Here is a 12403-nt window from a genome sequence, read left to right as displayed (position 1 = left end):
CCCCGCGGTAGTCTAGCGCGGCCTACAATGCGGATCAGACACGGCACTTTGGTGGTCGGCCGCGCCGCCGCTGTGGCGCGATGCCAGCTGCGGGTCTGGCTTCACGGGCCAACTTTTTCCAAACCGCTTCTTCCTGCCGCTTGCGGAAAAATTCGACAATGGTCCGCTTCGAAATGTAGCGGACCCCGTCCAGTCCCTTGAAGAAGGGGAGGACTTTCCGGTCGGCCCATCCGACCACCGTCACCCGTTCGGGCTTCGGGAAGCCAAGTTCGGCGACGGCGTCGCGCACGCCTTCGAAATCAAGGTAGACGTCGCCGGCCGGTGCGGTCGGCGGGCGCGCCTCGGACGGGTCTTTAGGATCGTCGGCCACGGCGCGCCCCGCTGGCGGAAGGTGGATCAGGCGCCGTGCAGCGCGGCGGACACGGCGCCGACGTGCGTCACGAACGCTGCCCAGGCGCGGACGTCACGCGACGCCCCGTCCGCGGCAAGGCGAAGGCACTGAAGGGCGGAATGCGCCGCGCTGCCCGGCGGGATCGCGTCACCTCGAAGCGCGGCGAGCATGGCGCCAGCGGCCAGCGTCTTGAAGGCGGTGGATGCGAGGATGGGGAACTCCGCCGCCGCCCGCACGGCAAAGCTGACCCCGCCGGCCGCCGGGCGATCGCCGGTCGGGGCAGGAATTGATTTCGCCGCGGTTCGTGCTTGGATAAGGTCGTGGGTAGCCATTCTGTCGACTCCTGGTGTCGTGGGATGGTCAGCCCGGCGGGTTGCTGGAACAACTCGCCGGGCGCCCCAAGGATACGGCACACGCGCCGGGCTGAAAGAAAAAGTATCGTCACAGGCAACTTTAGGCCGACCCGTCATGGAAACTTTGACGGTCCGCCATTTTATGACGGCGAAATATTCCGAACCGCCATGCGGGCACAAAAAACCCGGCCCGACTCGCGCCGGACCGGGTTCCCTTTGGATCAGCCATTCCCCCACGAAATCCACACGGCGCCAGAGCCACCGGGCGAGCCGTTCGCAACGCCGGGGTTGTTGTCACCGCCGCCGCCCCTGCCGCCCGCGCCATACACAACGCCATTGATGGTTGCTTCGGACTGGACCCAGGAAAGGTTGACGTCGCCACCAATGCCCACGCCGTTGGCACCAACGTGACTCGCGTTGTCCGTATCGCCGTCTTTGCCGCCAGTTGCCGTAACAGCCACTCCGAATGAGGATGAACCGCCCGGCTGCGCGCGCGCTCCGCCCACGCCCACCGTGACCGGGACCGGAACACCGGGGGTAACGGGGATGTTGGCTTTGATGGCGATGCCGCCACCGCCGCCGTTCGCCCCGTAGGTGTCTCCGGTATCGTGCGGATTGGTATCATCGCCGCCGCCGCCGCCGCCGCCGATGCACTTCTTGACCATCACGGAGGTGACGCCGGCTGGCGGGTAGAACTGGTATATCCCTGGCACGTTGAAAAGCTGCGATCCAGCCGGCAAGACGGTGGTGAATGAGGTGGGCGCGGACCACGCCCCCCATCCAGTCGCCGCGCCCTTATGCCGTGCCCGCCAGTAGTACAGGGTAAGTCCGGCAATGTCGGGGTCCATCGACACGGCGTGGCTGGTCAGGTCGGCCACTTCGCCGCTGTCGTAGACCATCGCCGTGAACCCGGCGTCGGTGGCAATCTGGTACTGCGATTTCACATGGGTGTCGGTGCCGCCCAGGATGAAGAACGCCGAAACCTGCAACGTCGGCGTGACGGATACGCCGGTTGCGCCCGCTGCGGGAGACCCGTTCAGCGGGGCTTCGGCGCGGGCCTGAACGGTGAACGGCGTGGCTGTCGACCACTCAGACCACCCCAACGCCGCGCCCTTGTGGCGGACGCTGAAGTAGTAGGTGGTGACGGTGGACAGCGGCGTCGGCACGGCGTGGTTGGTCAGGTCGGCCACTTCGCCGCTGTCGTAGACCACCGCCGTGAACCCAGCGTCGGTGGCGACGCGCCATTGGCTCTTGGCGTGCGCATCCGCGCCGCCGGCCACGCCGAACGGCGACGATTGCAGGGTCGGTGTCACCGCTACGCCGGTTGCGCCCGCGGCCGGCGCCACGTTGAGGGGGCGCCGGATGTAGGTGAACACGTCGCTGGTGGTGAACCCGGCCGGCGCGCTCCACGCACTCCAATTGCCGTCCGCATCCTTGTACCGCAGTCGGCAGAAATACACGGTATCGGTTGACAGCGCGCCAGCCGAAACCGTGTGCGCCACGACGCCCGATCCGGCCAGTTCGTCCAGCACCAGCGTGGCGAAGTCGTCGCGCGTCGACACCTGGAACTGCGCGTCCGCCTGCGCAATGCCGTAGAGCGAGCGGTACGCCGTGCCGGTGATGGTCGGCGTCTCGCCAACGCTCACGGCGCCCGCCGCCGGGGCGACGACGGCCGGGCGCTGGACGAAAGCCGCGACGCCGGCCAGCGGCGCCGTGCACACGACGATATGATCGACGCGCACCGGGGCCGCCGACGGCCCGGCCGTCACGTCGATCCGCAGTTCCAAGGGGCCGCCGTTGACCGACCAGATTTCGTCGCGCGTGCCGGGGGCGGCTTCCGCCACGTCCAGCAACGTGGCCGGAACCCAAGGCCCGCCGCCGGGCGCCCGCGACGCCACCGTCAGGGCGCCGTCCGTGGCGTCACGGCGGACGATGATCCGGCCGTCGTCGTAGTAGCGCAGCACGTCGACCGGCTGCGACAGGTAGACGGATCCCGGCGCCGCCACGGCGAAGCCGGCGCCCACCGTCCACGTGGTGCGGGACAGCGTGCCGCCCGTTACGGTCACAGCGACGTCCGACGCCGCCCGGAAGCGGGTGGACGACAGGATTTCCGCCACCTGCACCACCTGCACCAGCCCGGCCCCGGTGGCGATGGCATAAGCCTCGCCGACCCGCAGCGGCGCCGTGGTGGACACGTCGACGCTGTCGTCCCCCGCCACCGTGGCGACGCCCCCCAGCGGGGCGACGTCGCGCAGCACGTAGCGGCCGGCAAAAAGTTCGCACGCGAACCCTTCGTCGTTGTAGAGCCAGAACAGGCCAAGCGCCCGCGCCACCGCGGCGGCGTCGGACACCTCCAGCACGTCCAGGCGGTCGCCGTGGTCGGCGATCGCGGCTTCGGCCGTAACGACCCGCGCCTTCAGGTGGTCGGTGCGTTCCGCCAGCGCCTCATGCGGCCGGTTGTCGACACCGCCGATCCCACCTTCGACCGGGTCGTCTTCGGCGATCACCGGCACGGCCGGGAAAGCGGCATTCGGGTAAGTCGGCAGATTTTCCATTTGCTATGTGCCTTTCAAAAGTTTGATTGGTTTTCTGTTCAAGCTGTCGCAATGCGGACTGCTAGATCGTCAGTTTCATCGGCTTTGGCAGTCGGCTGGACTTGATCAGAGGAAGCGCCGCGACCTTGCCGCCGATGTTGATCATTACGCTGGGGTCGTTCGACGCCATGATTACGCCTCCATGATGCGCCGGACGATCGCGGCAACGTCGGTTTCTTCGGATGCGGGGCGCGTGGGGGGAACGCTGCGGTTAGGCGATTCCCGCGACGCCTTTTCCACCGCGTCACGGAATGTTCTGGCGGAGTTCCTTTCCAGGGCCGCCATGCGATCCGCGTAGGCGCTCAGCGCGCTTTGCGTCTTCTTCGGCTTCATCGCCTTGGCGCGGGACGCCGGTTTCTGGATGGGATGGGGGGATGAAGGCGCCGCGCTGGCGCTGAAATTCCCTCCCCATGCGGGAACCCCGATCATGCCTTCAAAGGTGCCCAGGTCGTCGGCCATGCCCGCCGCCTTCGCGTCGCGGGCGACCATGACGTCGCCCTTCCCGTAGCCAGCGACGACGGCGTCCGCAGTCGTGCCGCGGTGCCGGGCGACGGCTTCGACGAACACTTGCGCCAAGCCGTCCACGACGGTTTGAACGCGCTCGCGCCCTTCCTCGCTGACGTGGTCGTCCGCCTTGAAGGGCGATTGCCGGCTGACGATCGTCCGCCGCTTCACGCCTGACCGCGCGTCCCGCTCGCTGGTGTCGGTCACGTCTAGGCGGACGCCGATCGACCCGAGCAGCGCAGTTTCCGCAGCGACGATGCGGTCGGCGGCGGACCCGACCCAATAGGCGGCGGACGCCATCATGCCGCCAGCGAAGGCGATGATCGGCTTCCCCTGCCCGCGCGCCTGGAAGACCAGGGACGCCAGTTCGGCCGTGCCCGTGACCATGCCGCCGGGGGAGTCGACGTCGAGGACGATCGACTTGACCGCCGGGTCGCGCATGGCGGTCCGGAAGTCGCGGGCGATCACGTCATAGGCGCCGAAGCCGAAAGCCCGCGTGATCCAGTTGGACCGGGTGAACAGCGGCCCGCGGACCGGGATGATCGCGACGCCGTCGCGGATGGTCGCCGTTGTGGTCCCAAGAAGGGGCTGGTCATCTTCGGCGGACAGCGCGCCGAACTTTTCGGCCAGCGGCCCGGCCGCAATCGCCTTCACGCTGATGAAGCCGTCGGCGGTAATCGCCCAAGGCTCCGCGAAGGCAGAAGTAAAGTGGTTCATGGTAGGTCCATTGATGTTTGGCATTAGCGGAAACAGGGCGGTTTTTATGTTCTGAAAGCCCTGATTTCCTCGGTTTCTGGCCTTTTCGCGGGCGGGCAGAAGTAAACATAAAAGTGGTTCTGGAGACCCTGCGGCTAGCCCGGTGGCGTGGTTAGAATTAACCGCACCGCCACCCCGCCAGAAGGACCCAAGCCCCCAATCGGCGCAACAATGTTGCTCGCTTCCGACCCCGCCGGGGTGGTGCCGCTGGACTGGCGGGGACGCCGTCCGACGGCTCGGTCGACCGGCGCATCGGGAGATGAAGCGCCGCGACCGCCCACCACGCCCGCCAGACGGCCGCTCATCGCGCTCAACGTCGGGGAGTGGGCACAAGGTAGGGGCAGGCGGACGGGCGCATAGGTGGGCGTCCTACCGGCGCGGCGGCCAGATCGGCGCGTCGTCGAAGCGGGGCGGGGGCAAGACGACGGTGTCGGCAAGGGGGGGGAGGCACCGCCCGGAGATCCTCTCTTCCGGAATGCGCCGCGTTATGGTGCGCAGCCCCCTGTGCTTCGTCCGGACGACAAGGCCCTGATCGTCGTATTCATATTCGTAGCCACCGTCGACAGTCTCCGTTTCCTCCCGCTCCGGGATGACTTTTTGCGGCTCGATGCGGGCAGATCCTTCAGGGGTACCCGGATACGGGCGACCTGCGGCGAACAGTTCCTTGCTGTTGCGCATCGCCATTTCTTGGACGCGGCGCCACTTTTCCAGGAAGCCGGCAATCTGCTTCGCCGCCGGGGCGTAGACTTCCCGAAGATCCTTAAGCACGTCCTGGACCGCGGCTTTGGTATCGGCTTCCAGCTTGTCCAGGCGATTCCCCTCTTCCCGGATCTGAGCCTTGCCGATCAGCTTTTCCAGTTCGTCCAGAACGACGATCAGGCGGTCAACCTGCCGCTGGGCGACGCCGATTTCGCGATCGTGGCTTTCGGCCGCCGCGTCGTCGAACGACTTCAGGATCGCGGGGCGTTTCTTCTGAAGCTCGCCAAGCCGCGCTTCGGTTGCGGCGAGTTCAGCCGCAACGCGCTCCCGATCGGCGGTCAGTTCGGCGGACGACTTCTTCGCCGCCTTCGGGCCGATGATGGTCTTCAGATCCAGTTCCATGGTGTTTCCCTTGTGGTGAGAGGTTATGCGTGGGTGGGGAGGTGCTGTTTCCACAGGCCGCAACTCAGCCAGGAATTCGGCCGGCAGAAGTTCGTTCGGTCGCGCTGCTCCCATGCGGAAGCGGTAGCGACCATGTGCTTCGCTGCGTCGATCAGTTGGTCGGCGGTCGCCGCGCCAGACGTCAGCAATTTTGTGAAAGCTTCTCGGGCCGGAATCTTGTTGACCCGGTATGGGTAGGCCGACCAGAACCGCCCGAAGGCGGCTTCGATATCGGCGGGCACGAGAGCCTTGGGCGCGTCCCGAAGGGAGGCGCCAAAATCACGGGTTCCTTTACCGGGTTCAGTAACGGATTCATGCGGCAGACTTGCCGCAGTTTCGGGCACCGAATGCCGTAGTTCGTCCCCAGAATGACCGTAGTTCACGGAATCGGATTGCGGCGTTTCTGCCACAAAGCCTGCGCCCGTGAACTGCGGCGGATTTGCCGCAGTGTCGCCTTCACTGCTGAACTGCGACACTTCTGCCGTAGCGATGCCAGAAGCAATGCTTGAAGCAACATGCGACGAAACCGCCGTAGTTTGTCCACGTCCCCTCCGGGCGGCCCGGCGCTCGCGACGATCGGCGTACAGGGCTTGGACGGCCCCTTCAGCCCCTTCGAAGTTGAACGCATAACGGTTGCTTCGCCCGCCCGCGCGCCGGCTTTCCTCGTGCCCGCGAACGCTGATCCAGCCGCCTTCGGCCAACCAGTCCAAGCCACGCTGGACGGTCCGAAGGTTCATGCCGCTATCCGCGGCGAGGGTTTCCGCGGCGGGGAAACAACCGTCCGGCCCCAGGTAGTCCAACAGCAACACCAGGACGACCATGGCGGCGGACGGCGGGGACGCCTTGCCGGCCGACGTCGACAGGCGCCCCGCAGTCGCAACCGCAAGCAACAGCTTCAGCTTGTCGGACGGACGGGGGTCGGCCATTACCGGCCCCACGCCAAGTGGTTCAGGATGAACCGGGAGAGGTGAAGGACAGTCGGCGTCCAGCCCACGCCGGGCAGGGCTTCCACAAGATCGCCCGCGAAGCGGATCACGGCCGACGCATCGGGGAGGTACCGGGACCGGTCAAAGAACGCAAACGCCCTTTTCCAGTCGGCCAGAGGCGCCATGTAGCGGGCGTTCTGGGGCGCCTTCGGGAACGCAATGACTTCGGCGGTCATTGGGCATTCCTCAACCGGCGACTTCGGACGTCGACTGGTGTCGCGGCCGTTCGTCAAGCCACCGCTGAATATCGGCAGCATCGTAAAAAATTCGGCGACCGATCCTCAAGAAGCGGGGGCCGTACCCCGCAATACGCCCCTTGTTGATCCAGGCCAAGGACATTCCAAGCACGTTAGCCGCCTCTTCGGGCTTCAATAAACGACGTTCCATAGCCACACCCTAAGCGTTACTGACAGGGATGGGCTATTCCAGACGCATATTGGCCGTCAACACTATGGCATTTTGCTATAGATTTGTGCGGATGTCATTTTGACATAACAAAGGCGGCACAACGATTTGCGCCGCCTTAATTCCCCTGCTCTACCAAAACTCCCCTAGCGCTTCGCCCTTGAACGCCCCGAATCGAGCGGTATCACCTCGGCTAGACTTTCTGGCCGGGCATCCATCGCCGCTCCAATCCGACTGGAAACCGCGTCGGCCAAGGCACGAAGGGGATCAACGTCGCGGTTGACGTATCGGGATGTGATCGCCACGGTCTTGTGACCTAGCAGATCACGGACTGCGAAGGAGTTCGCCCCGGCTTGGGCGGCAAAGGTCCCAACCCCGTGTCGCAAATCGTGAAGCCGCACGTCTGTCAGACCCACCCTGCCCGCAATGCGGCGCCAAGCGTGTTCCAGGGTGCTTCCCGAAAGAGGCTTGTTGGGGTCTGAACCATGGACGATGAATGGGCCATGGCGCGGAAGGTCCGACAGCACGATCAGGGCGGTCGCCCCGAGCGGGATCGGACGGGCGCCCGTCTTGGCATCCCGCAACCGGAAGCATCCCGCATCGAAGTCGACGTCGCTCCACAACAGGCCTAGAATTTCGCTGCGTCGGGCGCCAGTTAGCGCCAGCAGGCGGATTGCCGCAATCACGCCCGGAAGTTCAGCGCCGACCGCTTCGGCTTCTGTCAGTGCCTTGCCCAAGGTCGATAGTTCTGCTTCATTTAGGAACCGCTCGCGGGCGTTCTCCTTATACCGCTTCACGCCGATTGCCGGGTTGTCTTCCCGCCACTCCCAATCCTTGTGGCACAGCGACAGGATTTTCGACAGCACAGCCAAGGCATAGTTCGCCTCGCGGGGTGTCAGCCGCATCGCGAAATGCCAATCCCGGACGTCGCGGCGCGTCAGATCGGCGACCTTGATCCTCCCTAACTGGGGGCGAATTTTCGTTTCGACCAACCGGCGCGCCTGTTTCGCGGTCGATGGCTTGTTGTGAACGGCGACGTGTTCTTCAAGGTAGCGGTCCGCGGCGTCGCCCACTGTCGGTGCGGTCCGGTATTGCTTCCGGTCGGCACCGGGATCGGCGCCTTCGGTAATCTCTCCCAATAGCCTCAAGGCTTCGTCGCGTGCGGTGTCGGCCGTCCAGGGGCGCCCATGCTGCCCGACCACAATGCGCTTGCGTGATCCGCGCGCCCGGTAGTCTAGAACGTAGCTTCGGGTCCCGCCCCGCCCGATCCGAACGCCGAACCCTCGGACCTTCACGTCCCAAAGGATGTAGTCGCGATCGCGCGGCGTCGCCCCTTCCACTATGCGCTTGGTCAGCTTAACGGCGCCATCTTTCGCGCCGTCGTGTTCATCCCGTTCAGCCGCCATGCCCCGCCCCTCACTTGGTGATGCGCGTCACCAGCGCGTCACCACACTGGCGAACATCCCATCCGATTTGAGGACACAAGGTCGCATGGCAGTTCAGCAATATCAACGGCCAGGACAGCGGGTATCACTCAGCACCACGTGCGGTAACAGACTCAAAATCTGTTGCCCGAAAGGGCGTGCTGGTTCGAGTCCGGCCTGGGGCACCAACGGTTTCACGACACAGACCCGGCTTCGGCCGGGTTTTTGTTTGGGAACCATTTCGGGCAGGCGGCAACTAAGGATTGGATATCCCTGTGACCGCCGTCACTGCGCCCCTCCGCGCACGCGCGTATTCCTGTATGCAGTGTGGGCCTGGAGGAGAGGATGTCCAGTTCGTTCGAGCGGATCACCCGCTATGCCAAGCTGTCGGGGCGGCGCAACTCGTTGCGGCTGGAGCGGTACTATTGGGACGCGCTCGACAGCCTCGCGCGGTCGCGCGGGCAGACGACCAGCGAACTGATCGAGGCGCTGGAGCGGCAGAACACCGCCGCCCTGCGCAGCGGCGCCAGCATGGCGTCGGTCCTGCGCGTGTTCGTCGCCGAGCAGCACCGCGCGCTGGCGGCGCTGCGGCAGCGGGTGCCGGCGACGGCGGAGGGTTGAAACCAAGCGAAAGGCGCGCGGCCCGCCGACGGATCGCGCGCCACGCCGTTTTCCGCTACGCGGCCTTGGCGGCAGACAGGCCGGTGCCGCCGTAGAGCCACTGCAGGCTGTTGTAGAAGTCCTCCGGCGTCTTGGAGCCCAGCCACGCGTTGCGCACCCGGCGCTCCACGCCGGTGGCGTGGTAGACGCGGCCCAGTTCGCGCGACGACAGCACCACGCGGTAGGCGCGCGGGATGCGCTCCTCCTGGTAGGCGCGGAAGGCGGTGGGCAGGTCGCCCTCGAACCGCGCGATCATGTCGGACAGGCAGACCGAGTCCTCCAGCGCCATGCAGGCACCTTGCGCGAAGTACTGGTGCGTGGGGTGGGCGGCGTCGCCCAGCAGGGTCACGCGGCCGTCCGTCCAGTTGCCGATCGGCTCGCGGTCGCCCAGCACCCAGCGGCGCCACTCGCTGGGCTTCTCCAGCAGCTTGCGGGCGCGCGGCACGACGTCGCCGAAGCGGCCGAGGATCTCGTCCCGCGTGCCGGGCTCGTTGGTGCCGACGTTGGAGACGTCGGTCTGGAAGGTCGCCACGAGGTTGAAGGTCTTCCAGCCCTGGAGCGGGTAGTGCACCATGTGGCACTTCGGCCCGGCCCACAGCGTGGCGGCGTTCCAGCGCAGGTCCTCCGGCATCAGCTCGATCGGCAGCACGGCGCGGTAGGCGACGTGGCCGGACAGGCGCAGCTGGTCGCCGCCGGTCAGCTGCTCGCGCACCTTGGAGCGCACGCCGTCGCAGCCGATGACGCCGTCACCCGCGAAGGTCTCGCCCGATTCCGTGCGCACGACGGCGCCCGAGGCGGTGTTCTCGTAGGCCACGACGCGCTGGCTGGTGACCAGGGTGATGTTCGCGTGCGCGCGGCAGGCGTCCAGCAATACGCCGTGCAGGTCGGCGCGGTGGATCACCGCGTAGGGGTTGCCGAAGCGCTGGCGGAACGGCTCGTCCACCGGCATTTCGGCGATCAGGTCGCCGCTGACGCCGTCCATCATCACCAGCTTGTCGATGTACACCGCCTTCTCGCGGCCGGCCGGGCCGACGCCCAGGTAGTCCATGGCGTGGAAGGCATTCGGGCCGATCTGGATGCCGGCGCCGATCTCGCCCAGCGCCGGGGCCTGCTCCAGCACGGTGACCTTGCAGCCCTTGTTGGCGAGGCCGAGCGCGGCCGACAGGCCGCCGATGCCGCCGCCCGCCACCACCATGTTCAATTTTGCGGTTCCGGACATGTTTCGCTCCCTTCGGATTTGTCGGTTGTTCGGTTAGTAGTGATATCCAATGATAATCAGTATACTGTCTATCTGGCCGCATTAAGACCCGCCGGGGGCCCCGCCGAGGCCCAGCGGGGCCGGGGCCAGCAGGACGATGCGCTGGAACAGGCGGCGGAAGTCGTCGGCCAGCCCCGGCGCGGTCATCGGGTCCTGGTTGGCGTCGAAGGCGCCGTCGATCTCCGCCCAGTCCTCCGCCGTCAGCAGCGTGGGCAGGGCGTGCAGGATCTGCGTCTCCTCCACGGCGATGTGGCGCATGGTGAAACGGGCGTATTCGGCTGCCTGCTCGGCGAAGGCGGCACCCTCCCCCGCGTCGGCACCGGCGCGCCATTGCGCCAGCGCTTCGCGCAGGGCGCCGACGCGGCGGTAGTCCTCGTCGTGCTGGCGGTGCAGTTCGGCGATCACCGCGTCCAGGTCGTGCGTGCGGCGCTGCACGGCGGGGAACAGGACGCTGTCCTCCTTGGGGTGGTGGAGCTGGCCCGGGAACCCTTCGATGTAGGCGATGATGGCGTCCAGCAGGGCGAAGTCCGGCTTGGCCCGTCCGGACGCCGTTTCCTTGGCCGCCATTTCCTTTGCGACCTGGGACAGGCCGTCGACGACGGCCGCCAGGGTGCGGTGTTCGTCGCGGATGAGCCGCAGACCGACGTGCATCTCACGATTCCTTCGCTTGCGGCCTGTCTCGCCGCGCTACCCCACCTTGTAGGGCGCGCGGCTGGCCTCGTTGTTCTCGTCGACGATGCGCTCCAGCAGCGCCATGAAGGTGGCGCACTCCTCCGGCGACAGCGGTCCCAGGATGCGGCGCTGCGTGCGCTCCACCGCCGGCTCGACGGACGCGAGCACCCGCTCTCCCTCCTCGGTCAGCGACAGCAGCTTCTGCCGCCGATCCTCGGTGCCGGGCATGCGGCGGATCCAGCCCTTCTCCTCCAGCCGCTCGGCCAGGCCGCCGATGGTCGAGCGGTCGATCGCCGCCCGGTGCGCCAGCGTGATCTGGTCGAGGTCCGGCGTCGCCTTCAGCACCTTCATCACCGCGTAGTTCATCGGCGTGATGTCGAAGTCCCGGCATTCGTCCAGGAAGATCGACACGGCGATCTGTTGCGCGCGGCGGATCAGGAAGCCGGGCTTGAGGTGCAGGTCTCCGGGCGGCATGAGGGTTCTCGCGTCCACGGGATAGGAAGACCGCACGGATACCACGGACGCCCGCCCCTTCCCATCCGCCGCGGCCTTCCGCCCCCTCATTCCGCGGGTCCGACGGTGAGCGCGATGGTGCCCACGCCGGCGATCTCGCCCGCCAGCGTATCGCCCGCCACCACGGGGCCGACCCCTTCAGGCGTGCCGGTGTAGATCAGGTCGCCGGGCTGGAGGTGGTAGAACTGCGAGAGGTGCGAGACCACCTCCGGCACGCTCCAGATCAGGGCGGCAAGGTCGCTGCTCTGCTTCACCGTGCCGTTGACGGTCAGCTGGATCAGGCCCTTGGAAAGGTGGCCGGTCTGGCTGGCCGGCACCAGTTCGCCGATCACGGCGGAATCCTCGAACGCCTTGCCCAGGTCCCAGGGGCGGCCCATCTCGCGGGCCTTCATCTGCAGATCGCGGCGCGTCATGTCCAGGCCGCAGGCATAGCCCCACACGGCGTCCAGCGCGTGGTCCACCGGCACCTGGAACACCGGTTTCCCGATGGCGATGACCAGTTCCATCTCGTAGTGGTAGTTGGCCGTGCCCGGCGGGTAGGCGACGGTGGAGCCCGACGCCACCAGCGCGTTGGCCGGCTTGGTGAAGTAGAACGGCGGCTCGCGGTCGGGGTCGAAGCCCATCTCGCGGGCATGCGCCGCGTAGTTGCGACCGACGCAGAAGATGCGCGACACGGGATAGCGCGCGTCGGTGCCGCGCACCGGGACGGACGGGATCGCGGGCGCCGGGAAGACGTACTCGGTCATA

General features: G+C 66.7%; 14 protein-coding genes and 1 tRNA gene. 2 read left to right on the top strand and 13 right to left on the bottom strand.

Annotated elements, in window-relative coordinates; all coding sequences use genetic code 11:
- Window positions 1-34: 34 nt before the first annotated feature.
- From VED21_RS09660 to VED21_RS09625, 9 genes are all read right to left on the bottom strand, one after another.
- Window positions 35-370, bottom strand: a complete 336-nt coding sequence (locus VED21_RS09660; protein ID WP_324882132.1) for a hypothetical protein — start codon at window positions 368-370, stop codon at window positions 35-37.
- Window positions 371-396: 26 nt separating this feature from the next.
- Window positions 397-723: a hypothetical protein gene (locus tag VED21_RS09655; protein WP_324882131.1), complete on the bottom strand. Its 327-nt coding sequence runs from the start codon at window positions 721-723 to the stop codon at window positions 397-399.
- A 242-nt stretch (window positions 724-965) separates the two neighbouring features.
- Window positions 966-3299, bottom strand: coding sequence for a hypothetical protein (locus VED21_RS09650; protein WP_324882130.1), 2334 nt, complete (start codon window positions 3297-3299; stop codon window positions 966-968).
- Window positions 3300-3470: 171 nt separating this feature from the next.
- On the bottom strand, window positions 3471-4559 hold the full coding sequence (locus VED21_RS09645) for a S49 family peptidase (RefSeq protein ID WP_324882129.1): 1089 nt from the start codon (window positions 4557-4559) through the stop codon (window positions 3471-3473).
- 408 nt (window positions 4560-4967) lie between these two features.
- Window positions 4968-5699 (bottom strand): hypothetical protein, encoded by a 732-nt coding sequence (locus tag VED21_RS09640; protein WP_324882128.1) that lies wholly within the window; start codon window positions 5697-5699, stop codon window positions 4968-4970.
- Window positions 5700-5722: 23 nt separating this feature from the next.
- Complete coding sequence (locus tag VED21_RS09635) at window positions 5723-6664, bottom strand: helix-turn-helix domain-containing protein (protein WP_324882127.1); 942 nt, start codon at window positions 6662-6664, stop codon at window positions 5723-5725.
- On the bottom strand, window positions 6664-6900 hold the full coding sequence (locus VED21_RS09630; protein ID WP_324882126.1) for a hypothetical protein: 237 nt from the start codon (window positions 6898-6900) through the stop codon (window positions 6664-6666). Before VED21_RS09630 ends, VED21_RS09635 begins: the two co-directional genes overlap by 1 nt.
- Before the next feature lie 10 nt (window positions 6901-6910).
- Entirely contained in the window at window positions 6911-7111 is a 201-nt protein-coding gene (locus VED21_RS38960) for a helix-turn-helix transcriptional regulator (protein WP_414638171.1), read from the bottom strand.
- Window positions 7112-7275: 164 nt separating this feature from the next.
- Window positions 7276-8535: a tyrosine-type recombinase/integrase gene (locus VED21_RS09625; RefSeq protein ID WP_324882125.1), complete on the bottom strand. Its 1260-nt coding sequence runs from the start codon at window positions 8533-8535 to the stop codon at window positions 7276-7278.
- Between the two features lie 108 nt (window positions 8536-8643).
- Between VED21_RS09625 and VED21_RS09620 the strand changes: the two genes are divergently transcribed.
- A tRNA-Leu gene (locus VED21_RS09620) sits at window positions 8644-8741 on the top strand.
- A 157-nt stretch (window positions 8742-8898) separates the two neighbouring features.
- The gene (locus VED21_RS09615) at window positions 8899-9174 is read left to right on the top strand and encodes a ribbon-helix-helix domain-containing protein (protein WP_324882124.1); all 276 of its coding nucleotides are present in this window, start codon (window positions 8899-8901) and stop codon (window positions 9172-9174) included.
- Between the two features lie 55 nt (window positions 9175-9229).
- Here VED21_RS09615 and VED21_RS09610 read toward each other — a convergent pair whose 3' ends face one another.
- The 4 genes from VED21_RS09610 to VED21_RS09595 form a co-directional block, all read right to left on the bottom strand.
- Window positions 9230-10432 (bottom strand): 3-hydroxybenzoate 6-monooxygenase, encoded by a 1203-nt coding sequence (locus VED21_RS09610; protein ID WP_324882123.1) that lies wholly within the window; start codon window positions 10430-10432, stop codon window positions 9230-9232.
- Window positions 10433-10513: 81 nt separating this feature from the next.
- On the bottom strand, window positions 10514-11122 hold the full coding sequence (locus VED21_RS09605; protein WP_324882122.1) for a hemerythrin domain-containing protein: 609 nt from the start codon (window positions 11120-11122) through the stop codon (window positions 10514-10516).
- 36 nt (window positions 11123-11158) lie between these two features.
- Window positions 11159-11617, bottom strand: coding sequence for a MarR family transcriptional regulator (locus VED21_RS09600; RefSeq protein WP_324882121.1), 459 nt, complete (start codon window positions 11615-11617; stop codon window positions 11159-11161).
- Window positions 11618-11703: 86 nt separating this feature from the next.
- Window positions 11704-12402 carry a fumarylacetoacetate hydrolase family protein gene (locus tag VED21_RS09595; protein ID WP_324882120.1) on the bottom strand — a complete coding sequence of 233 codons (699 nt, stop codon included), beginning with the start codon at window positions 12400-12402 and terminating at the stop codon, window positions 11704-11706.
- Window position 12403: the final 1 nt, after the last annotated feature.

This window comes from Azospirillum sp. (assembly GCF_035627195.1).
Taxonomy (GTDB): Bacteria; Pseudomonadota; Alphaproteobacteria; order Azospirillales; family Azospirillaceae; genus Azospirillum.
Note: the sequence above shows the minus strand (reverse complement) of the source record. Positions and strands in the feature narration are given on the sequence as shown.